The organism is Cobetia sp. BMC6, from assembly GCF_029991385.1.
GTDB lineage: Bacteria > Pseudomonadota > Gammaproteobacteria > Pseudomonadales > Halomonadaceae > Cobetia.
Genome location: NZ_JAKUMF010000011.1, coordinates 72,014 through 95,461 on the forward strand (window position 1 = coordinate 72,014; position 23,448 = coordinate 95,461).

General features: G+C 61.8%; 18 protein-coding genes. 8 read left to right on the forward strand and 10 right to left on the reverse strand.

Annotated elements, in window-relative coordinates; genetic code table 11:
• The first annotated feature begins 158 nt into the window (after positions 1 to 158).
• From MKZ40_RS15390 to glpQ, 6 genes are all read left to right on the forward strand, one after another.
• Complete coding sequence (locus tag MKZ40_RS15390; protein WP_175090465.1) at positions 159 to 2,105, forward strand: exoribonuclease II; 1,947 nt, start codon at positions 159 to 161, stop codon at positions 2,103 to 2,105.
• A 290-nt stretch (positions 2,106 to 2,395) separates the two neighbouring features.
• A complete protein-coding gene (locus MKZ40_RS15395) occupies positions 2,396 to 2,773 on the forward strand; it encodes a hypothetical protein (RefSeq protein WP_175090464.1) in 378 nt (125 codons plus the stop codon).
• A gap of 696 nt (positions 2,774 to 3,469) precedes the next feature.
• A complete protein-coding gene (locus MKZ40_RS15400; RefSeq protein WP_175090463.1) occupies positions 3,470 to 4,594 on the forward strand; it encodes a glycosyltransferase family 1 protein in 1,125 nt (374 codons plus the stop codon).
• Entirely contained in the window at positions 4,587 to 5,429 is an 843-nt protein-coding gene (locus tag MKZ40_RS15405) for a polysaccharide deacetylase family protein (protein ID WP_175090462.1), read from the forward strand. The genes MKZ40_RS15400 and MKZ40_RS15405 overlap by 8 nt, the downstream gene beginning before the upstream one ends.
• 63 nt (positions 5,430 to 5,492) lie before the next feature.
• Positions 5,493 to 6,497 (forward strand): lysylphosphatidylglycerol synthase transmembrane domain-containing protein, encoded by a 1,005-nt coding sequence (locus tag MKZ40_RS15410; protein WP_175090461.1) that lies wholly within the window; start codon positions 5,493 to 5,495, stop codon positions 6,495 to 6,497.
• 133 nt (positions 6,498 to 6,630) lie between these two features.
• Entirely contained in the window at positions 6,631 to 7,791 is a 1,161-nt protein-coding gene (glpQ, locus tag MKZ40_RS15415; RefSeq protein WP_217485942.1) for a glycerophosphodiester phosphodiesterase, read from the forward strand.
• A 210-nt stretch (positions 7,792 to 8,001) separates the two neighbouring features.
• On the opposite strand, the gene MKZ40_RS15420 is transcribed toward glpQ, so the two are convergent.
• The 10 genes from MKZ40_RS15420 to sdhC form a co-directional block, all read right to left on the reverse strand.
• Positions 8,002 to 8,544 carry a DUF302 domain-containing protein gene (locus MKZ40_RS15420; RefSeq protein WP_175090460.1) on the reverse strand — a complete coding sequence of 181 codons (543 nt, stop codon included), beginning with the start codon at positions 8,542 to 8,544 and terminating at the stop codon, positions 8,002 to 8,004.
• A 296-nt stretch (positions 8,545 to 8,840) separates the two neighbouring features.
• Positions 8,841 to 9,713: a succinate--CoA ligase subunit alpha gene (gene sucD / locus MKZ40_RS15425; protein ID WP_043333998.1), complete on the reverse strand. Its 873-nt coding sequence runs from the start codon at positions 9,711 to 9,713 to the stop codon at positions 8,841 to 8,843.
• Positions 9,713 to 10,879 (reverse strand): ADP-forming succinate--CoA ligase subunit beta, encoded by a 1,167-nt coding sequence (sucC, locus tag MKZ40_RS15430; RefSeq protein ID WP_175090459.1) that lies wholly within the window; start codon positions 10,877 to 10,879, stop codon positions 9,713 to 9,715. The genes sucD and sucC overlap by 1 nt, the downstream gene beginning before the upstream one ends.
• A 108-nt stretch (positions 10,880 to 10,987) precedes the next feature.
• Positions 10,988 to 12,427 (reverse strand): dihydrolipoyl dehydrogenase, encoded by a 1,440-nt coding sequence (gene lpdA, locus MKZ40_RS15435; protein WP_175090458.1) that lies wholly within the window; start codon positions 12,425 to 12,427, stop codon positions 10,988 to 10,990.
• Between the two features lie 113 nt (positions 12,428 to 12,540).
• On the reverse strand, positions 12,541 to 14,115 hold the full coding sequence (gene odhB / locus MKZ40_RS15440; RefSeq protein ID WP_175090457.1) for a 2-oxoglutarate dehydrogenase complex dihydrolipoyllysine-residue succinyltransferase: 1,575 nt from the start codon (positions 14,113 to 14,115) through the stop codon (positions 12,541 to 12,543).
• A 51-nt stretch (positions 14,116 to 14,166) separates the two neighbouring features.
• Positions 14,167 to 17,001 carry a 2-oxoglutarate dehydrogenase E1 component gene (locus tag MKZ40_RS15445; protein WP_175090456.1) on the reverse strand — a complete coding sequence of 945 codons (2,835 nt, stop codon included), beginning with the start codon at positions 16,999 to 17,001 and terminating at the stop codon, positions 14,167 to 14,169.
• Between the two features lie 227 nt (positions 17,002 to 17,228).
• Positions 17,229 to 17,933: a succinate dehydrogenase iron-sulfur subunit gene (locus MKZ40_RS15450; RefSeq protein ID WP_043333105.1), complete on the reverse strand. Its 705-nt coding sequence runs from the start codon at positions 17,931 to 17,933 to the stop codon at positions 17,229 to 17,231.
• A 158-nt stretch (positions 17,934 to 18,091) separates the two neighbouring features.
• Positions 18,092 to 19,864 carry a succinate dehydrogenase flavoprotein subunit gene (gene sdhA / locus MKZ40_RS15455; RefSeq protein ID WP_175090455.1) on the reverse strand — a complete coding sequence of 591 codons (1,773 nt, stop codon included), beginning with the start codon at positions 19,862 to 19,864 and terminating at the stop codon, positions 18,092 to 18,094.
• A gap of 3 nt (positions 19,865 to 19,867) precedes the next feature.
• Entirely contained in the window at positions 19,868 to 20,215 is a 348-nt protein-coding gene (gene sdhD, locus MKZ40_RS15460; protein ID WP_043333107.1) for a succinate dehydrogenase, hydrophobic membrane anchor protein, read from the reverse strand.
• Positions 20,209 to 20,586, reverse strand: coding sequence for a succinate dehydrogenase, cytochrome b556 subunit (sdhC, locus tag MKZ40_RS15465; RefSeq protein WP_043333108.1), 378 nt, complete (start codon positions 20,584 to 20,586; stop codon positions 20,209 to 20,211). The genes sdhD and sdhC overlap by 7 nt, the downstream gene beginning before the upstream one ends.
• A 391-nt stretch (positions 20,587 to 20,977) precedes the next feature.
• Between sdhC and gltA the strand changes: the two genes are divergently transcribed.
• Positions 20,978 to 22,264, forward strand: a complete 1,287-nt coding sequence (gene gltA / locus MKZ40_RS15470) for a citrate synthase (protein ID WP_175090454.1) — start codon at positions 20,978 to 20,980, stop codon at positions 22,262 to 22,264.
• Positions 22,265 to 22,521: 257 nt separating this feature from the next.
• Positions 22,522 to 23,409 carry an NAD(P)-dependent oxidoreductase gene (locus tag MKZ40_RS15475; RefSeq protein WP_175090453.1) on the forward strand — a complete coding sequence of 296 codons (888 nt, stop codon included), beginning with the start codon at positions 22,522 to 22,524 and terminating at the stop codon, positions 23,407 to 23,409.
• The last annotated feature ends 39 nt before the right edge of the window (positions 23,410 to 23,448 follow it).

A 23,448-nucleotide genomic window follows, 5' to 3' on the forward strand; every position in this document is an offset into this window, starting at 1 on the left:
ACGCAGGCAGGCCGCTTTCACCTGGGTTGCCCGCGGTTGTCCCACCGCTCATCCACGCCTGCGCGCAGCCCGCGCGGGCGTTGGGCCATCTGGCCGCTTTCCCCCCATGCTCCATGTCCGTATAGTGAGCCACTGACCCCGCCAACAGAACTTCCGAAATGCTGCAGAACAATTCGCTGCTGGCGCAGCTGAAAGATCAAATCCGCCAGGAAATTCCCCGTGTCACGGGGGTGATCAAAGGCACCGACAAGGGCTTCGGCTTCCTCGAATGCGAGGACGGCGAGTCTTACTTCGTGCCGCCACCCGCCATGAAGCAGGTACTGCACGGCGATACTGTCGAAGCGACCGTCAAGGTGGAAGGTGAGAAGAAGTCCGTACAGCCGGAAGTGCTGATTGAGACGGGTGTCGATCGCTTCGTCGCTCGTGTCGGCAAACGTGATGGCCGCCTGAACGTGATGCCGGATCACCCGTCCATCAACACGCGCATGAAAGCGCGCGTGAAGCGTGGCATCAATGAGGAAGCCCTCAATGATGGCGACTGGGTCGTGGCACGTCTGCTGCGTCACCCGATGCGCAAGGATGACCGCAGCTTCTTCGCCCAGATAGAGGAAGTCATCGCCGAGGTGGACAACCCGCGCGTGCCATGGCGTGTCACCCTGGCGCGCCATGCGCTGGAACAGGCCTCACCGGAGGGCGGCAACGACTGGCCGCTGCTGGATGAGGGCCTGACCCGCGAAGACATGACCCACGTGCCCTTCTTCACCATCGATGGTGAGAAGACGCGTGACATGGATGACGCCCTGCACATCGTCGAGCGCCCGGAAGGCGGCTGGACCCTGAGCATCGCCATCGCGGACCCGACCGCCTACGTGCCGGAAGGCAGCCCTGTCGACGAAGAGGCGCGCACGCGCTCCTTCACCGTCTACCTGCCGAGCCAGAACGTCACCATGCTGCCGGAAATCCTGGCCGATGACCTGTGCTCGCTGAAGGAAGGTGAAGACCGTCCGACGCTGATGTGCATCGTCGACATCGATACCGATGGCGTGATCGGTGAGCCGAAATTCTTCGCGGCCACCATGCGCTCCCACCACCGCCTGACCTACGACAACGTCTCCGATTGGATCGAAGGCCAGGAAGGCAGCTGGAAGCCGGAAACCGAAGAGCTGGCCGAAGGACTGCGTCAGCTGGAAGCCTTCACCCAGGCGCGTATCGCCTGGCGTGCACGCAATTCCCAGGTCTTCCGCGAGCGTCCGGATTTCGAGTTCGAACTGGATGAGGAAGGCAACGTGCTCAACGTACGTGCCGACCACCGCCGCATCAGCAATCGCATGATCGAAGAATCCATGATCACCGCGAACCTGAGCTGCGCACGTCTGCTCTCCAAGCATATCGGTCACGGTATCTTCAACGTGCACCAGGGCTTCGCGCCGGAGAAGTACGACGACACCATCGAGTTCCTGGCTGGCCAGAACATCACCGCCACGCCGGAACAGCTGGGCAGCCTGGAAGGCTACCGCCTGATCCGTCAGGAGCTGGACAGTCGCGAAGACACTTGGCTGGACGTGCGCATGCGTCGCTTCCAGGGTTACACCGTGATGTCCGCACAGCCGGGGCCGCACTTCGGTCTGGGTCTGGAAGCCTACGCGACCTGGACCTCGCCGATCCGCAAGTACGGCGACATGGTCAACCACCGCTTGATCAAGCGTGTGATTCTCGGCCAGGACGTGCCGGCGGAAGCCACCGAGCAGCTGACCGAGCACCTCAGCGAACGTCGTCGTCTCAACCGCATGGCCGAGCGTGATGTGAAGGACTGGCTCTACGTGCGCTACCTGACCAAGGCCGCCGAAGAACAGCAGGTCTTCACTGGCGAGATCATCGACATCCGTCGTGGCGGCATGCGCGTGCGTCTGGAAGAGAATGGCGCCAGCGTCTTCATTCCGGCACCGCTGATCCACAGCGATCGCAAGAAGGTCGCGATCGATGACAAGGAAGGCCGCGTGCGCATCGAAGACGAGCTGCGTTACTCACTGGGCGACATCATCAAGGTCTCCTTGACCGAAGCCCGTGAAGAGCGTCGTTCACTGGTAGGTCGTCCGGCCGAATAAGCCGCGACCCACCACTGCCGTATGTAACTGACTTGTGATCATGGGCAATTGCCCCGGCCATCTACGCCCCGGAGCGCTCTGCGCCCGGGGCGTTTTTCGTTCTCGTGTATTGCGTATACTGCGCGTGTACCAAGCGTGAGAAATTGTAATTTTGTGAAACAGAAGCTCACGCTATACTCCTCACATCGACACACGACATCTGCTTTCACTGCTGCAGCGTTACTGGATTGACCAAGCGCGAATGACTGAAGCCTGTCCCTGATGAAGTTCGTCCATGCGAGGACCCGGAAATGAAAACTCATCGCTCCACTGCAGCTACCTCACTGCGTCACCTGGCCGAGCATGCCGCCATCGTTCGTCACCCGGCCATGAGCTATGCCCGTGTCGACTCCGGAGCAGACAGCAGCTCAGGCAGAAACTCGGATGGCAGCTCCACCTCTCCGGAGCGCCAGCGTGAGATTCAACGTGAAGCGATGGAACATGTCGCGATGCTGCTGGAACGTGATCGTCGCCGGACCCGCAACCGTCTGCTGCTGGCCGCCGGCCTGCTGCTGAGCCTTGTGCTGCTCGCCAGCCAGCGCCCAGCCGAGCCGGAAGCCGCCTTCTCGCAGGAGCTTGGCCAGGCCATGCCCAGCGCCCTGCACCTGTCCCAGCATGGACTGGCGTGATGACGCCCGATCTCCATCCATCAGGACAGATAACGATGCCAGGACCCCATGCAACACCAGGCACGGATGCCAGACATGACTGAGTCGATCCACTGCTAGATCCTGCAATGCCCGCTCCGGCGACCCTCCCCCTGTCGCCCCCTGTATTCCTGTAGTGCACGCACTTGCCCTGTCCGGTGGCTCCGGACAGGGTCTTTTTTTGCCTGTCGTAGGGCTTTTCTTGCCCGGCGCAGCTGAGAGGCCAGCTGCCGCACTCCCTCCTGAACCATCGCCAGCATGGCGAAACATCTTTCTTCCCCTCGCAGTGAACCGGATGCCAGAAGCCTGATGTCAGGGGCCTTATGCCAAGAGACTGAGCGCAGGAGCGCATCGCACCAACCTTGTTCCCTGTTGTCACACAGTCCAGTCATCTCCTGATGTAACGTCACTGCCAGGCGCAGTGTGGAATATCGCGTGGCGAGGCGTCTCGTCACGCGCGACACCGCATGTCATGCCTCGTACCCTTGGTTTCACGTCGGGTTCCCCCCATGACTGACCAGAGGCTCGTTCGTCAATGCCACTGGCTAGCTGGAATCCGTGTGTTCGATTGCGTCTTTCTCTAGCCCTCTGAAGCACGACAAGGCAGCCATGGCAGGCAGTGACGTCGGGATTCATCTTCATCGCGCACGACCGGTAAAGCGGTCTTGAGGAGTCCGTGTGCATATCGCTGACATGACCATGTTCCATGCCCCCTCCAGTGGCGGGGTCAGAACCTACCTGGAAGCCAAGCGACGACGTCTGCGGAAGCGACCTGATGTACGTCACAGCCTGCTGGTCCCCGGTGAGACCACCAGCGTCAGTGATGACCTCTACAGCGTGCCGGCACCGCCCATTCCCTTCGGCAACGGCTATCGCTTCCCCCTGCGCCGGGGCGGCTGGGTCAGCACGCTGCTGGCACTGCAGCCGGATGTCATCGAGGCTGGCGACCCCTACGTCACGGCGTGGGCAGCACTCGATGCCGGTCGCAAGCTCGATGTCCCGGTGCTGGGCTTCTATCACTCGGACCTGCCACGCCTGATCACCAATCGTCTGGGTGAATGGTCAGGGGCCAATGTCGATCGCTACGTCAAACGCCTCTATCGCCACTTCGATCGCGTACTGGCCCCCAGCCAGGTGATGGCCGACCGACTCGACCGGCTCGGTGTCGACAATGTCCATATCCAGCCACTCGGTGTCGATCTTTCCACCTTCCACCCTGACTGCCGCGATGAGGGTCTGCGTGGTGAGCTTGGTCTGGAAGACCACGTGCGACTGCTGGCCTTCGCCGGGCGCGGCTCACGGGAGAAGAATCTGGATGAGCTGCTGGAAGCCGCTCGCCTGCTCGGCCCCGACTACCATCTGCTGTTGATCGGCTCGGGCATGCCGCGACATCTACCCGACAATGTCAGCGTGACCGGGCATTTCTGCAGCAGCACCGAAGTGGCGCGTCTGGTGGCCTCGGTGGATGTGCTGCTGCATGCCGGCACCCAAGAAACCTTTGGCCTGGTGGTGCTGGAAGCCATGGCCTGTGGTACGCCGGTGGTGGCGGCACGCGCAGGCGCCTTGGCCGAGAATGTGCCACTGGGCTGCGGTCAGCTCTGCAACCCGCACTCGCCGCATGCCATGGCGCGTGCCGTACAGGAAGTCTTCGCCAATGACCCCGTGGCACTGGGCCGCCAGGCGCGTCGTCATGTCGAGAAGCATCACGCCTGGGACCGTGTCGTGGATGGTCTGCTCGGGCATTATCACGCGGTCACCGGGACTCGCATGCAACCGGTACTGGAAGAGGTGACCCATGGCTGAGTCGCCACCTGCCAAGCAGCACTTTCTGCTGGTCCTGCATGATGTCGCGCCCGAGACATGGTCCGACTACCGGGACTTCGTCGCCGAGGTGGATGCCCTCTGCCAGGCACGCCTGAATCATCCCTGTCCGATCACCTGGCTGGTGGTACCTGATTTCCATCATCGCAGCGCCCTGGAAGACGCTCCCGAATTCATCGCGCTGCTGGACTCTCGCCGCCAACAGGGAGACGAGCTTGCCCTGCATGGCTTTTATCACTGCGATGACGCGCCAGCCCCCCGCACCCCGCGCGATTACCTGATGCGCCGCGTGCTGACCTGGGAGGGTGAGTTCTACCCCCTCGATGAGGCCGAAGCCAGACGACGCCTGTTGGAAGGCGCCGCACTCTTCAAGCGTCTTGGTTGGCCGCTGGAGGGCTTCGTGGCTCCCGCCTGGCTGATGAGCGACGGCACTCGTCAGGCGCTGAAGTCCCTCGACTTCCGCTACACCAGCGACCCCCAGCATCTCTATCGACTACCTGACTTCACGGTCATCGATGCGCCCGGACTGGTCTGGAGCGCACGCTCAGCGCCCCGCCGTCTGATGTCGCAGTGGGTGACGCAGCGCAAGCTGAGCCGCGAGCAACAGGCGCCAGTGTTGCGTCTGGGCCTGCATCCGGTCGATATGCGCCATGCACGCTCACGCCAGTATTGGCTGACGCTGGTCGAGCGCCTGCTCGATGAGGGGCGCCTGCCGATGACCAAGATCGGGTGGCTGACCCAGCAGGGGCTGCTCACCCCCGCCACGCCTGACATGACGCAACTGAACTCGCACCAGGCGGAACACAGTGCTGCCTGAGACCCACCCACCCGATGAGTCCCGTTGTATGGGCCTTGTATCAACCCGCTGCGGGAATCTGCCATGAATCGTGCCCTCTGGTTACTGGGTGCTGGCCTTGTGATGGTCATCGCGATACCGCTGGTGCTGGGTGGCAGTGGACTGGGCGGCCAGTTGCGCCAGTTCCCCCTCGACACCTTCCTCCTGATGCTCTGCATGATCGTCATGTGCTGGAACCTGAACGCCGGCCGGCTGCGTCTACTGCTGGCCGGACGTGGCGGTCATCTGGGGCAACGGCGCGCCGTCGGCATGGTGATGGCGACCGAATTCGCCATCAGCGCCACCCCCGGCGGCAGCGGCGGCCCGCTTACTCTGATGGGGCTGCTGTCACGTCAGGGGGTGCGCCCGGCGCAGGCCACGGCAGTATTCGCGGTCGATCAGATCACCGACATGCTGTTCTTCCTCTCGGCACTGGCCAGCATCGGGCTCTACGCCCTCTCGCATACCATCGACCTGCGCCTGGGGTGGATGCTGGCCGTGCCGGCGCTGCTGCTGATCATCGGCTTTGGCCTGCTGGCTGCGCTGGGCAAGCACCATCGGCGCCTGCTCAAGACCAGCGGACGCCTGCTGCGCTGGCTCAAGGTACGCCATCGCTCACGCGTCAAGCTGGCGAGGGGTCTGATCCACTTTCGCCATGCGCTGGTCGAGACGCTCGCCCTGCCGCGCCTGACACTGAGCCTGATCTTCCTGCTCTGCTGCGCGCATTGGCTGCTGCGCTACTCGATCCTCTATCTGGCCGTGTCCGGGCTGGGGCAGGACATCGACTGGAGCTGGACCTTCATCGTGCAGATGCTCTCGCTGGCAGCGGGCCAGCTGACGCTGTTGCCCGGCGGTGCCGGAGGCGCGGAGCTGTCCTCCACCGCCCTGCTCAGCCCGATGATCGGCGCCGCCAGTGCCGCGGCGGCCGTGGTGATATGGCGGGCCGTGACCTTCTATTTCTACCTGATCGCCGGCGCTCCGGTGTTCTTCGTGATGGCGGGACGCAGCATGCTGGGAAGCTTGCTCAAGCGTCGCTCGGCGACCACATGACCGAACGACCGAGCAGCGGCTCTTGCTCATCATGAAAAACACTTGATCATCGCCTTATGAATAAGAATTTGTTATGTTGGCAGACGGCTTTATTGAACGGCCATACAATAACCACAGCTCAAGGTGATCTCACATGCCGCATCCTTCCCAGTGTCACCCGACTTCCGCCCGCATTCGTCGCCCGCTGGCCATGATGGGCGTGGTCGGCTCTCTGCTGGCCACCTCGACCTCAGCGGCACTCGCTGATGACAGGCCTCTGCGCAGCATCGACCCCGGCCATGGCACCGACAAGGTCGTGGTCGCCCACCGGGGGGCCTCGGGCTACCTGCCCGAGCACACACTCGCCGCCAAGGCGATGGCCTACGCCCAGGGCGCCGACTTCCTCGAGCAGGACGTGGTGATGAGCAAGGACGACCAGCTGGTGGTACTGCACGACCGCTTCCTGGATCGCGTGACCAATGTCGCCGAGGTCTTCCCCGAGCGTGCGCGCGACGATGGCCGCTACTACGCCATCGACTTCACGCTGGATGAGCTGCGCAAGCTGTCGTTCAGCGAGGGCTTCACCGTCAAGGATGGCGAGCAGGTCGCCGACTACCCTGAGCGCTTCCCGCTGGGCAAGTCGCACTTCGGCCTGCATACCCTGAGTGAAGAAATCGAGATGATCCAGGGCCTGAATCACTCCACCGGACGCGATGTCGGCCTGTACGTGGAGATCAAGGCACCCTGGTTCCACCAGTCGGAAGGCAAGCAGGTCTCCCGAGCCGTGCTCGAGACCCTCAAGCAGTACGGCTACGTCGCGCACGATGACAACGCTGTAGTACAGGTCTTCGACCCCAATGGCCTCAAGCGCATCCACGACACGCTGCAGCCTGAGCTGGAGATGGACCTGCGCCTGGTACAGCTGATGGGCGAGACCAGCTGGGACATGACCTTCCAGCCGGATGCGGATGGCAAGCTTGAGCCCTACGACTATGACTGGATGTATCAGGAAGGCGGCATGCAGCGCATCGCCACCTACGCCGATGGCATCGGGCCATGGAAACCGATGGTGATCGAAGACAGCTCGACCCGGGACGACATCAAGGTCACTCCGATGGTCGAGGAAGCCCATGCGCAGGGCCTGATCGTGATGCCCTACACCTTCCGCCTCGATGAAGGGCGCATCCCCGACTGGGCCAGCGATTACGATGACATGCTGCGCGCCTTCTTCATCGACGCCAAGGTAGATGGTGTCTTCACGGACTACCCGGACCGCGCCGTGCAGTGGCTGAAGCAGCACGGTGATGCTCTGTAAGCAGCTCTGAAAGCAAACCCTGCAAGCCCTGTCTACAAGCCCTGTCTGCAATCCCTCCCTGCAAGACAGGTGGTTCCTGACAGGGGGCCATCAAAAAGCCGGACTCCATGAGGAGTCCGGCTTTCTCGTCCTGCTTGATTGGCAGCGATCGATCGTCAGTTCCCGTTGTCAGTTCACGATATCAGTATCGACACGTGATGAGCGCTGCCTTCATTGACCCGCCGCTTCGGCGGCCAGCCCCTTGAGCAGCCCGGCGATCTTGTCCAGCGGTAGCTTGCAGTCGCCCAGATCATGACGATTGGCCATGTACTGCGGGTCATTCCACTCGATCACGCTGCCGCCCTCCACGGCACGAATCAACATCTTCTGCGGCAGGTCCAGGGCGGCCGCTCCATCGCACTGCATCAACAGAGTGCCCACCTTGGGATTGCCGAAGATGACGGTATGCGTCGCAGGCAGCCCCATGCCGACCTTCTTGGCTCCCGCTTCATGATCGATGACGCTGAACAGCGTCAGCCCCTTGGCCTCGAGCGCCGTCTCGAGACGCGCCTGGACGGAGGCGACATCATCACGACTGGTCACCGACTCGATGCTCTTGGCAGGCACCTGCATGCTCGCTGAAGCTTCAGGGGCGGAGGCTGCCGCCGCGCCGGAATCTGCACTGGCAGCCAGCGGTACGCCAGCAGCCAACGGCAGGGACAGCAGCGCCAGCAGGCGCGCGGAACGCGTGAGGGCGGGGAATGACTTGAGCATGGAACATCCTTATCAGTGAGTCGTGTTGCGCCGTGGGGCATCTGCACGTGTCGCTTGGTCAGGTGCCAATGAACAGTCATCAGATTATCAACTGCTTGATATGAACGCACCTGTCGCGCCTGTACCTGTGAAACACCTCGCCCTCGCGCACGTCACCGGCTGCAGGTAGAACCGCCGGCATGCACTCGGGAGAGACTGTTGAGGGCCAGAAACGAAAAAAGGGCAGGCCCTGTGGGCCTGCCCTTTCGGTGACATGCGATCCGCTTGGCGCCGATCGCTGTCAGGAGATCAATGGCTTACCAGCCAGTGACTTCCTTGATGGCATCGCCGATCTGCGCGAGTGAACGCACAGTCTTGACGCCAGCCGCTTCCAGAGCCGCGAACTTCTCGTCGGCAGTACCCTTGCCGCCGGAGATGATGGCGCCTGCATGGCCCATGCGCTTGCCCGGAGGCGCAGTCACACCAGCGATGTAGGAGACGACCGGCTTGGTGACGTTCGCCTTGATGTAGGCAGCCGCTTCTTCTTCAGCAGAACCGCCGATCTCGCCGATCATGACGATGGCTTCGGTCTTCGGGTCCTTCTCGAACATCTCGAGGATATCGATGAAGTTGGAACCCGGGATCGGGTCGCCGCCGATACCGACACAGCTGGACTGACCGAAACCGTGGTCAGTGGTCTGCTTGACGGCTTCGTAGGTCAGGGTGCCGGAACGGGACACGATACCGACCTTGCCCGGCTGGTGGATGTGACCCGGCATGATACCGATCTTGCACTCACCCGGAGTGATAACACCCGGGCAGTTCGGACCGATGACGCGCGCGCCCAGCTCGTCGCACTTGACCTTGACTTCCAGCATGTCGAGAGTCGGCACGCCTTCGGTGATGCAGACGATCAGCTTGATGCCTGCATTGGCCGCTTCAAGGATGGAATCCTTGCAGAACGGTGCCGGCACGTAGATGACGGACGCTTCAGCGCCAGTCTCGGCAACGGCTTCGGCGACGGTGTTGAACACCGGCAGGCCCAGGTGAGTCTGACCACCCTTGCCCGGCGTCACGCCACCGACCATCTTGGTGCCGTAGGCGATGGCTTGTTCAGAGTGGAAGGTACCCTGGCCGCCAGTGAAGCCCTGGCAGATCACCTTGGTGTTCTTGTCGATCAAAATGCTCATTACTTGCCCTCCGCAGCTTTGACAACCTGCTGCGCCGCGTCAGTCAGGCTGGTAGCAGCGATGATGTTCAGACCGCTTTCGGCCAGCTTCTTGGCGCCGAGTTCAGCGTTGTTACCTTCCAGACGCACCACGACCGGCACGTTGACACCGACCTGCTCGACGGCACCGATGATGCCTTCGGCGATCATGTCACAACGTACGATGCCGCCGAAGATGTTCACCAGAACAGCTTTGACGTTGTCGTCGGACAGGATGATCTTGAAGGCTTCTGCAACGCGTTCCTTGGTAGCACCGCCACCCACGTCGAGGAAGTTGGCCGGCTTGCCGCCAGACAGGTTGACGATGTCCATGGTGCCCATCGCCAGGCCTGCGCCGTTGACCATGCAGCCGATGTTGCCGTCGAGGGCAACGTAGTTCAGTTCGAACTGGGCAGCATGCGCTTCACGCTCGTCTTCCTGGGACGGATCGTGCATCGCCTGCAGATCCGGGTGACGGTAGACGGCGTTGGCGTCGATGTTGATCTTGCCGTCGAGGCAGTGGAGGTTGCCTTCGTCGGTGATGACCAGCGGGTTGATTTCCAGCAGCGCGAAATCCTTGTCGGCGAACATCTTCGCCAGACCCAGGAAGATCTTGGTGAACTGCTTGATCTGGGTCGGGTTCAGACCCAGCTTGAAGGCCAGTTCACGCGCCTGGTACGGCTGTGCGCCGACCAGCGGATCGATCTCGGCTTTCAAGATCTTTTCCGGCGTCTCTTCAGCAACCTTCTCGATTTCCACGCCGCCTTCGGTGGAAGCCATGAAGACGATGCGACGAGTGGTGCGGTCAACGACGGCGCCCAGGTACAGCTCTTCGGCGATGTCGGTGCAGTTCTCGACGAGAATCTTGGTGACCGGCTGACCATTTTCGTCAGTCTGGTAGGTCACCAGGTTCTTGCCCAGCCACTGGGTCGCGAAGTCGGAAGCGGCTTGTGCGCTGTCGACCAGCTTGACGCCGCCAGCCTTGCCGCGGCCACCAGCGTGGACCTGTGCCTTGACGACCCACTTGTCGCCGCCAATCTTCTTGCACGCTTCAGCAGCGTCTTCCGGGGTGTCAACGGCAAAGCCCTTGGACACCGGCAGGCCATAGTCGGCAAAAAGTTGTTTTGCCTGATATTCGTGAAGGTTCATCGTGTCATGCCATTGGTTGCATTAGACTCGAACGGCAGTCGCAAGATGCCACTGCCACCGTTCGCCCCGGCCTGGCCGGGGCGACGCGCCTCTTGTTCGGAAGGACGCTTACTTGCGCTTCTTGCGGTTTGCGATGTGAATCGCATGCCCGTCAACGGCCAGCGCGGCTTCGTGCACGGCTTCCGACAGCGTCGGGTGAGCCGTGCAGATCAGTGCGAGGTCTTCGGCGCTTGCGCCGAACTCGAGGGCAGTCACACCCTGTGCGATCAGCTCACCGGCATGCTGGCCGATGATGTGAACGCCCAGGACGCGATCAGTCTCAGCGTCGGCAATGATCTTGGCCAGACCTTCAGTGGCATTGTTGGCCATGGCACGACCGCTTGCCGCGAACGGGAAGCTGCCGGTCTTGACTTCGATGCCTTCGGACTTGGCTTGCTGTTCGGTCTTGCCGACCCACGCCACTTCCGGGAAGGTGTAGATGATGCTCGGGATGGCGTCGTAGTTCATCTCGGCCTTGTGGCCGGCGATGATGTCGGCAACCATCACGCCCTCTTCAGAGGCCTTGTGCGCCAGCATCGGGCCACGCACCACGTCGCCGATGGCGTAGACGCCCGGCACGCTGGTCGCGCACTGGTCATCAACGTGGATGAAGCCACGCTCGTCCAGATTGATGCCGACATCGCTGTCGAGCAGGCTCTGGGTGTACGGACGACGGCCAACCGCGACGATGACCTTGTCGAAGGTCTGTTCCTGTTCGCCGTTGGCGTCGGTGTACTTGACGACGACTTCGCTGTCCTTGATGTCGGAACCGGTCACACGGGCGCCGAGCTTGATGTCCAGACCCTGCTTCTTGAGCAGCTTCTGGGCTTCCTTGGCGACGGCCGCATCGACCATCGGCAGGAAGCTGTCGACCGCTTCCAGCACGGTGACTTCAGAACCGCAACGGCTCCAGACACTGCCAAGCTCGAGGCCGATGACACCGGCGCCGATGACGCCCAGGCGCTTCGGCGCTTCCTCGAACTCGAGCGCGCCGGTGGAGTCGACGATCAGACCTTCGGTCAGCGGCGTCGGCGGAATCTCGACCGGCACGGAACCGGACGCGATGACGATGTTCTCGGCTTCGTAGGTCGTCTTGCCACCGTCGTGGTCGGTCACTTCGACCTGCTTGTTCGGCAGCACCTTGCCGGTACCTTCCAGCGCGGTGACACCGTTGGCCTTGAACAGACCGGAGATACCGCCGGTCAGGTTCTTCACGATCTGCGCCTTGCGCTCGATCATCTTGGCCACGTCGATCTCGACGCCGTCGGCCTTGATGCCCAGTTCGGCGAACTCATCACGCGCTTCGACGTACTTGTGCGAGGTTTCCAGCAATGCCTTGGACGGAATGCAGCCGACGTTCAGGCAGGTACCGCCGTGAACGACCTTGCCTTCCTTGTTGACCCACTTCTCGACGCAGGCGGTCTTCAGACCCAGCTGAGCAGCGCGGATGGCGGCGACATAGCCACCAGGGCCAGCGCCAATGACGATCACATCAAATTTATCGGCCATGTCTCTTCCTGTTGGTGCAGTTCGATTCGGGTTGGCAACCCGGCGCGTGTCAGTGCCACCCGCCGGGGCCGCTCACGCCCTCGAGATCCTCAAGGCCGTGAGACATTGCGGTCTCAGACGTCGAGCAGGAAACGAGCCGGATCTTCCAGCAGGTCCTTGATGGCGACGAGGAACTGGACTGCATCCTTGCCATCGATCATGCGGTGATCGTAGGACAGCGCCAGATACATCATCGGACGGATGACGACCTGACCGTTCACGGCCATCGGACGCTCCTGGATCTTGTGCATGCCCAGAATGGCGGTCTGCGGCGGATTCAGGATCGGGGTGGACATCAGGGAACCGAAAATGCCGCCGTTGGTGATCGTGAAGGTACCGCCCTGCATCTCATCGATGCCCAGCTTGCCGGCACGGGCACGCTGACCGAAGTCGACGATGGTCTTTTCGACATCGGCGAGCTTCATGCTGTCGGTATCACGCAGCACCGGCACGACCAGACCGCGGTCGGAAGACACGGCAACACCGATGTCCTGGTAACCGTGGTAGACGATGTCGGTGCCGTCGATGGAGGCATTGACGTCCGGGAAGCGCTTGAGCGCTTCGGTGGCCGCCTTGACGAAGAAGCCCATGAAGCCGAGCTTGGTGTCGTGCACCTTCTGGAAGGTGTCCTTGTACTGCTTGCGCAGCTCCATCACCGCACTCATGTCCACTTCGTTGTAAGTGGTGAGCATGGCGGCAGTCTGCTGGGCATTGACCAGACGCTTGGCGATGGTCTGACGCATGCGGCTCATCGGCACGCGCTTCTCTGGACGCTCGCCCTCGAAGGTCGGTGCAGACTTCGACGCGGCCTTGGCATCAGACTTGGAAGCCGGCTTGGCAGCGGTCTTGGCCGCAGTGCCTTCCTTGACGGCCTTGGCCACGTCTTCCTTCAGCACGCGTCCGCCCTTGCCGGTACCGACCAGCTTGCTGACGTCCAGATCGTGCTCGGCCACCATCTTGCGCGCTGCCGGGGCGAGGATCTTGTCGCCGACCTTCTCGTCCTGACCTTCGTCAGACTCGGACTTGTCGTCGCTTGCCTCAGCGGCCGGCACGGCGCCACCGGAAGCACCAGCGCTGAACAGTGCCAGCACGGCTTCGGTCTCGCAGGTATCGCCTTCCTCGACCTTGATCTCGCTCAGGGCGCCGTCGGCCGGAGCCACGACTTCCAGCACCACCTTGTCGGTCTCGATCTCGACGATCAGCTCGTCACGCTCGCAGGCCTCACCGACCTTCTTGTGCCAGGTGGCAACGGTGCCTTCGGCAACGGATTCCGGGAAGCTCGGCGCCTTGACTTCCAGCGTCTTGCCTTCGCCACCGGCGGCCGGCTTGCTCTCGGCCTTGGCGTCGTCCTTGCTTTCGGACTTGCTCTCAGCGGCGGAGTCGTCCTTGGCGTCAGAAGACGCAGCGGCGTCTGCATCACCGATGGAGCCCAGCACTTGCTCGGACTCGCAGGTGTCGCCTTCCTGAACCTTGATCTCGCCCAGGGTGCCGTCCTGCGGTGCGACGACTTCCAGCACGACCTTGTCGGTCTCGATCTCGACGATCAGCTCGTCACGCTCGACGCTGTCGCCGGGCTGCTTGTGCCAGGTCGCCACAGTGCCTTCGGCGACGGATTCCGGAAAAGACGGCGCTTTGATATCGATAGCCATTGGAGTTCCTTAACTCGATTCTCTCTCGGTGCCCTTGCGGGTCGCGAGCCTTTACTTGTTGAAGGCGTCGTCGACCAGCTGGCGCTGCTGCTCGTTATGAACGGACATGTAGCCCGCGGCAGGTGCCGCAGAGGCCGGGCGTCCGGCGAAGTCCAGGCTCATGCCAAGCCCCTGACGGTGCTGCTCAGCGACCTGACGCATGTGATGTTGACTCTGATACCAGGCACCCTGGTTGAGCGGCTCTTCCTGACACCACATCACCTGCTCGAGATTCTCGTAGTCGGCGATGGCGGCCTGGAGCTCTTCCTTCGGGAAGGGATAGAGCTGCTCGACACGGATGATGGCAACGTCTTCACGGCCCTGCTCGGCGCGATAGGCGGCCAGGTCATAGTAGACCTTGCCCGCACACAGCACGACGCGCTTGACCTTGGAAGCTTCCAGGTTGCCCTTGTCGGACAGCACCATCTCGAAGCGGCCATCGGCCAGCTCGTCGAGGGTGGAAGTCGCTTCCTTGTGACGCAGCAGAGACTTGGGTGACAGCACGACCAGCGGCTTGCGCAGCGAGCGGATGACCTGACGACGCAGCAGATGATAGATCTGCGCCGGCGTGGTCGGCATGCATACCTGCATGTTGTGCTCGGCACACAGCTGAAGGTAACGCTCGAGGCGTGCGGAGCTGTGCTCCGGGCCCTGACCTTCGTAGCCGTGCGGCAGCAACATGGTCAGACCACACAGGCGGCCCCACTTGCTCTCGCCGGAAGAGATGAACTGGTCCATCACCACCTGGGCACCGTTGGCGAAGTCACCGAACTGGGCTTCCCACACCACCAGCGCATTCGGCATGGTAGTGGCGTAGCCATATTCGAAGGCCAGCACGGCTTCCTCGGAGAGGTAGGAATCATGGATGGTGAAGGTCGCCTGACCATCCTTGATGTGCTGCAGCGGCACGTAGGTGTTGCCATCCTTCTGGTTGTGCACCACCGCGTGACGGTGGGAGAAGGTACCACGACCCACATCCTGACCGGTGATACGTACCGGATGGTCGGCATCGACCAGGGTGGCGTAGGCCAGTGTCTCGGCGAAGCCCCAGTTCAGCGGCATGCCACCGGCGGCCATCTTGCGACGGTCTTCATAGATCTTGTTGACCTGACGCTGGACCGAGACGCCGTCCGGCACTTCGCACATCTTGTTGGCGAGCGCCTGCAGCTGCTTCATGTCCATCGAGGTATCGGCAACGCCGGTCCACTCGTGACCCAGATACGGCGTCCAGTCGACGAACAGGCCGGTATTCGGCTGTTTCACCAGGGCGTTGGCCACATGATTGCCGGCATCGAGATCCGAGCGGTACTGGTCGACCAGCTGCTTGGTCTCTTCCTCGCTGAGCACACCTTCCTCGACCAGACGCTGCGCATACTTCTCGCGAGCGGTCTTCTGGGACTTGATCTTGGCGTACATCAGCGGCTGGGTACCGGACGGCTCGTCGGCTTCGTTGTGACCGCGCTTGCGGTAACATACGAGGTCGATCACGACGTCACGCTTGAACTGCTGGCGATAGTCGATGGCCACCTGGGCGGCGTGCAGCACGGCGTCCGGATCATCTCCATTGACGTGGATGATCGGCGCCTGAACCATCTTGGCGATGTCGGTGCAGTATTCGGTCGAGCGAGCGTCATCGGCACGCGAGGTGGTGAAGCCCACCTGGTTGTTGATGACGACATGCACGGTACCGCCCGTCTTGTAGGCACGGGTCTGCGACATCTGGAAGGTTTCCATGACCACGCCCTGACCGGCGAAGGCCGCGTCACCGTGGATGGAAATCGGCAGTACGCTGTCACCCTCGGCGTCTTCACGACGGTCCTGACGGGCACGCACGGAGCCTTCCACCACCGGAGAGACGATCTCCAGGTGCGACGGGTTGAACGCCAGCGCCAGGTGGACTTCGCCGCCAGGCGTCATGACGTTCGAGCTGAAGCCCTGGTGGTACTTCACGTCGCCGGAACCCTTGGCGATCTGCTTCTTGCCGTCGAATTCCTCGATCAGCTCGGACGGGCTCTTGCCCAGCAGGTTGACCAGCAGGTTGAGACGGCCACGGTGGGCCATGCCGATCACGACTTCCTTGGTACCGTACTTGCCGCTGCGCTGGATCAGCTCATCCATCATCGGAATGAAGGACTCGCCGCCTTCCAGACCAAAGCGCTTGGTGCCCGGGTACTTGCTGGCGAGATAGCTCTCGAGGCCTTCGGCAGCGGTCAGACGCTCCAGCACGTGATGACGGACATCGCGTGAGAAGTTCGGCTTGGAACGCACGGACTCGAAACGCTGTTGCAGCCAGCGCTTCTCTTCCGTGTTGACGATGTGCATGAACTCGGCGCCGATGCTGCGGCAGTAGGTCTGCTCCAGCGCGGCGTGGATTTCCTTGAGCGGTGCCACATCCTTGCCGAGGAACAGCGAGCCGGTCTGGAACTCGACGTCCATGTCAGCGGCGGACAGCTGATGGAAGGACAGTTCGAGGTCCGGTACCGGTGCCGGCTTGCGCAGACCGAGGGGATCGATATCCGCCTTCTGGTGGCCACGGAAGCGGTAGGCGTTGATCAGCTGGAGAACACGAACCTGCTTCTTGTTCTCGCTGCTTTCGCCCGCAGAGACAGCCACCGGGCGGCGACTGTTGCGACCCATCTCGTAGAACTGATCACGGATCGGCGCTAGCGGAACATCCTGGGAGGGGCTGCCGTCATGACGCGGCAGAGTATCAAAGTAGTTGCGCCACTCGTCGGGAACCTCATTCGGGTCGACAAGATAACGCTCGTAGAGATCTTCTACGTAGTGGACATTCCCCCCGCTCATATGGGAAGTGCGCCACATCAACTCCATTGTGCCTTCTTGCATCTCTCGGTCACCCTGACTGATGGGGTGGGGTAGGCGCCTGACAAGCGCTGTCGGCGTCACTCGATTATGCCCTGTATGGCGAAACCATGGAGGCCTTCACCATCTGAGTCTTCTTTTATCGTCAAAAGCCGGTGCACAAGGCACCGGCTTCAGCAAGCTGTGCGCTGCGGCAAGGTGTGACACCCTGCCGCAGCTGACGTGCATCATAGCAAGCTAAGGCGCGGCTTTTAAGTGGCGTTTGCCAGCAAAAGCTCACGAATCTTGCCGATGGCACGTGTCGGGTTCAGACCCTTGGGGCAAACCGCGACACAATTCATGATTCCGCGACAACGGAATACGGCAAACGGGTCATCCAGCTCGCTCAGACGCTCCTTGGTGGCGGTGTCACGCGAGTCCGCCAGGAAGCGATAGGCCTGCAGCAGACCACTAGGACCGACGAACTTGTCCGGGTTCCACCAGAAGGACGGGCAGGCAGTCGAGCAGCAGGCACACAGGATGCACTCGTAGAGACCGTCGAGCTTGTCACGGTCTTCCGGCGACTGCAGACGCTCGATGGCCGGCGCCGGCGTGTCGTTGAGCAGGTACGGCTGGATGCGCTCGTACTGCTTGTAGAAGATGCTCATGTCGACGACCAGGTCACGCACGACCGGCAGACCCGGCAGCGGACGCAGCACCAGCTTGTTGTCCTTGACGACTTCGGACAGCGCAGTGACACAGGTCAGGCCGTTCTTGCCGTTCATGTTCATGCCGTCCGAACCACAGACGCCTTCACGACAGCTGCGACGATAGGCCAGCGAGCTGTCCTGTTCCTTGAGCATTTCCATCACGTTCAACACCATCAGGTCACGACCCTGGGTGTCGACCTGAAACTCCTGCATGTACGGCGCAGTATCGGTTTCAGGGTTGTAGCGGTATATGGATACCTGAAGCATGGTTTCCCCTCCGGGCAAACGGGTCAGGTGCGTGCGGTGACCTGCACGCACCTCGATCACGGCGAACTCAAGCGAGAGTGAACTCGAGCGAGTGCGAACTTGGTCTGAAGAAAGGCGCGGCGCCCCAACGGGCCGTGACGCGCGCCTTGGGTTCAGACTCAGTAGGTACGAATCTTCGGCTCGAAACGCTCGACGGTCTTCGGCGCGAAGTTCACATCACGCTTGCCGACACGCTTCTCGTTCGGGAAGAACAGAGAATGCTTGAGCCAGTTCTCGTCATCACGATCCGGGAAGTCGTAACGGGAGTGAGCACCACGGCTTTCCTTGCGGGTCAGGGCCGCAATGGCAGTGGCTTCCGCCACTTCCATCAGGTTGTCCAGCTCGAGTGCTTCGATACGCGCAGTATTGAAGACCTGAGACTTGTCGGACAGACCCGCCTTGGCGATACGCTCACGCAGCTCGGACAGCTGCTTGACGCCCTCTTCCATCTTGTCTTCCTGACGGAAGACACCAAAGGAGTTCTGCATGATCTGCTGCAGTTCACGCTTGAGTTCCGGCACGGACTCACCGCTCTCGGACTCGTTCCAGCGGTTCAGGCGCACCAGGGCAGCATCGATGTCGCTCTGCGTCGGCTCGAGGTACTCGACACCTTCGTTGAGCGCGCTTTCGATGTACTTGCCCGCGGCGCGGCCGAAGACGACCAGATCCAGCAGCGAGTTGCCACCCAGACGGTTGGCACCGTGAACGGAGACACAGGCCACTTCACCCACGGCATAGAGGCCGTTGACGATGCGGTCGCTGCCGTCTTCGTTCTGTGCGATGGCCTGGCCGTGCACGTTGGTGGCGATGCCGCCCATCATGTAGTGGCAGGTCGGCACGACCGGGATCGGTGCATTGACCGGATCGACGTGCGCGAAGGTCTTGGACAGCTCGGAGATACCCGGCAGGCGCTTGTTCAGCACTTCCTCGCCCAGGTGATCCAGCTTCAGGAAGACGTGGTCGCCATTCTCGCCACAGCCACGGCCTTCGAGGATTTCCAGCACCATGGAGCGCGCGACGACGTCACGGCCCGCGAGGTCCTTGGCGTTCGGCGCATAACGCTCCATGAAGCGCTCGCCGTCCTTGTTGACCAGGTAGCCACCTTCACCACGGCAGCCTTCGGTGACCAGCACGCCCGCACCGTGGATGCCGGTCGGGTGGAACTGCCACATTTCCATGTCCTGGACCGGCAGGCCGGCGCGCAGCGCCATGCCGATACCGTCGCCGGTGTTGATCAGGGCATTGGTGGTGGAGGCGTAGATACGTCCCGCACCGCCGGTGGCCAGAACGGTCGCCTTGGACTTCACGACCACGGTCTCGCCGGTCTCGATGCACAGGGCAATCACGCCGACGATATCGCCGTTGGCATTCTTGACCAGGTCGATGGCGTACCACTCGTCGAGGAAGACGGTGCCATTCTTCAGGTTGGCCTGATAGAGGGTGTGCAGCAGAGCGTGACCGGTACGGTCAGCCGCGGCGCAGGTGCGTGCCGCCTGGCCGCCCTTGCCGAAGTCCTTGGACTGACCACCGAACGGGCGCTGATAGATGCGGCCGTTGTCGAAGCGAGAGAACGGCAGACCCATGTGCTCGAGCTCGAAGACCGCTTTCGGGCCTTCAGTACACATGTATTCGGCGGCGTCCTGGTCGGCGATGTAGTCGCCGCCCTTGACGGTGTCATACATGTGCCAGCGCCAATCATCATTCGGATCAGCAGAAGCGATGGCACAGGTGATACCGCCCTGGGCAGAGACAGTGTGCGAACGGGTCGGGAAGACCTTGGACAGCACGGCGGTCTTCTTGCCGGACTGGGACAGCTCGAGGCCGGCACGCAGGCCAGAGCCGCCACCGCCGATGATGATCGCGTCGAATGTCAGGCTACGCATGGTGGACATGTATCAGGCTCCCCACAGGACTTGAACGCCCCAGACCAAGAAGATGAACAACGCAAGGATGACGAAGACCTGGAAACCGAAACGCAGTGCGGTCGGCTTCATGTAATCGGTCGCCACGGTCCACAGACCGATCCAGGCGTGTGCGGCAATCGAGATGAATGCCATCAAAGAGAAGATACGCATTGCCGTGTTCTCGAACAGACCACTCCAGGTGGTGTAGTCGAGGTTCGGATGGAGCAGCAGGTAGCCGACCATGAACACGGAATAGACTGCCAGAATCACGGCAGAGACACGCTGCAGCACCCAGTCGGACAGACCGCTGCGGCTGAAATTGGTGATGTTGTTTACCATACCCAGACTCCCGCCAGGACCACGAGAACAGCACTGATCACGACAGTGACCTGCGCCTTGCGATTAGCACTTTCCAGTTCGACACCAATATCCATGTCCATCAGCAGGTGCTTGATGCCAGCCACGAAGTGGAAACCGAGGGCAGACAGCAGGCCCCAGGCCACGATCTTGGCAAGGAAGTTGGTTGCCAGGGTGTCGCGCACTGCCTCGAACCCTTCCGGGGAGGACAGCGAGGCATCGAGTGCCCACAGCGCAAATACCAGGCCCACGAACAGAATCACGCCGGTAATACGGTGGGTGATTGAAGTCAGCGCAGGGAGAGGGAACTTTATCGTCGTCAGATCGAGATTTACGGGTCGTTTGCTATTCACGGCTCTTACACACTCTCTTGGCCCAACACGGACGCAAGCCCGCAGGGGCGGTGGTTTGAGGAAGGGTCTCGGGCGCAGGCCATCCACGGTACCGAGCCGAATTTCCCGCCAGTCGCGCGACGGTGGATTATAGGGGTTGGCCATTGGCATGACAAATGGCATGACGTCGCAGGGCCGCAACCACGGATTGCACAAAATGCAGTGAACAGGACGCGACCTGACGCCACGGGATACGTAAACGTCGGGGAACTGACGCACAACAGCATGGCGCGCGTCTCTACGCCGTGTGGCGAATTGACAATCCTTGGCGGGCTTCTATAGTGGGCGGGATTGATGCAAGCCCGGCATGGCAAGCAAGTCAAAGAGTTACGCGAATAATGAGGAGGTCGGCATGACTGACAAGAAAGCGACATTGACAGTAGACGGTATCGACAAGAGCATCGAGTTCCCGGTCTATTCCGGCACGCTCGGCCAGGACGTCATCGACGTTCGCGGCCTGACCGCCGAAGGCATGTTCACGTATGACCCGGGCTTCGTCTCCACTGCCGCCTGCGAATCATCCATCACCTTCATCGATGGTCAGAAAGGCGTGCTTCTGCATCGCGGCTATCCCATCGACCAGCTGGCCAAGAGCTCCAACTACATCGAGCTGTGCTACCTGCTGCTGTTCGGAGAACTGCCGAGCGACGAGGAATACGACAAGTTCGCCCAGCTGATCAGCAACCACACCATGGTGCATGAGCAGATCGTCAACTTCTTCAAGGGCTTCCGTCGCGACGCCCACCCGATGGCGATCCTTTGCGGCGTGGTCGGTGGTCTGGCCGCCTTCTATCACGACAACCTGAACATCACCAACGAGAAGGAACGCTACGTCAGCGCCGTGCGCCTGATCGCCAAGATGCCGACCCTGGCGGCCATGTGCCACAAGTACAACATCGGTCAGCCGTTCATGTACCCGCGCAATGACCTCTCCTATGGCGAGAACTTCCTTTACATGATGTTCGGAAACCCGTGCGAGGAGTACAAGATCAACCCGGTGTTCGCCAAGGCGATGGACACCATCTTCATGCTGCACGCCGACCACGAGCAGAATGCCTCGACCTCTACCGTTCGCCTGGCCGGCTCCACCGGTGCCAACCCGTTCGCCTGCATCAGCGCCGGTATCGCGGCACTGTGGGGCCCGGCACACGGCGGCGCCAACGAAGCCGTGCTGACCATGCTCGACGAGATCGGTGAAGAGTCCGAGGAAAACATCCAGCGCTTCATCGACAAGGCCAAGGACAAGGAAGACCCGTTCAAGCTGATGGGCTTCGGTCACCGCGTCTATCGCAACTTCGATCCGCGCGCCAAGGTCATGAAAGAGACCTGCGACGAAGTACTGGAGCAGCTGGGCATGGCGGACGACCCGCAGCTCAAGATCGCCAAGCGTCTGGAGCAGATCGCGCTGGAAGACGAGTACTTCATCGAGCGCAAGCTGTACCCGAATGTCGACTTCTACTCCGGCATCATCCTCAAGGCGATCGGCATTCCGACCAACATGTTCACGGTCATCTTCGCCATGTCGCGCACCATCGGCTGGATTTCCCACTGGAACGAGATGATCGCCGGCGGCCACCGTATCGGCCGTCCGCGCCAGCTCTATACCGGCCACCCGCAGCGCGACTACCCGACCAAGTAACCAGTTGCCTGGCAACCAGGCAATATCGGGTCATCGGCCTGCAGGACAGACCGCCTCTTCGGAGGCGGTTTTTTTTGGCCTGTCGCCTCTCATGCGTGCAACCCCTGTCGAGATGCAAGTCATAAAGCCGCCCCGCCCCGAACGTGCTAGCGTGCTGATGTACCGGCTTCGTCACGCCCTGCACGCGCCGGCACGCCATGCGCCCCACCGCGAGCGGCGCAACCTCACACCTGATCGATGGCAAGGAGCCTCCCAGCATGTCAGAGACACACACCACGCCACATACCGCCGCCTTCATCGGACTCGGGGTCATGGGTTACCCCATGGCCGGCCATCTGAAACGCGCAGGCCTTCAGGTGCGGGTCTACAACCGCACACGTGCACGCGCCGAGCTGTGGAGCGAGGAGTACGGCGGCAGCCATCACGCCACCCCGCGAGAAGCCGCCGAGGGCGCCGATATCGTGCTGATGTGCGTGGGCAATGATGATGACGTGCGCAGCGTCACCTACGGCGACGACGGCGTGCTGGCCGGCATGGCGAGCGGCAGTCTGCTGGTGGACCACACCACCGCCAGTGCCGACCTGGCACGCGAGATGGCCGCCGCCGCGGGCGAGGCCGGTATCGGCTTCGTCGACGCGCCGATCTCCGGCGGCCAGCAAGGCGCCGTGAATGGCGTGCTGACCATCATGTGTGGCGGCAGCGAGGCGGATTACGCGCGTGCCGAGCCGGTGCTGACGCACTACGGTCGCATGGTGAAGCGCATCGGCGAGACCGGTGCCGGCCAGACCACCAAGATGGTCAACCAGATCTGCATTGCCGGGCTGGTGCAGGCACTTTCCGAGGGCCTGCACTTCGCCGAGCAGGCAGGACTGGATCGCGAGGCGGTGATCGAGGTGATCTCCAAGGGCGCCGCTGGCTCCTGGCAGATGGAAAATCGTCACGCCACCATGATCAAGGACGAGTACGATCACGGCTTTGCCGTCGACTGGATGCGCAAGGACCTCGACATCTGTCTGGCGGAAGCACGCCGCATCGATGCCAGCCTGCCGGTGACGGCGCTGGTCGATCAGTTCTATGCCGACGTGCAGGCCATGGGCGGCAATCGCTGGGACACCTCCTCGCTGCTCAAGCGCCTCTCCAGATGAAGCGGCCTTGAACTCGAGCGAGTGAGCCGAACCGCATCA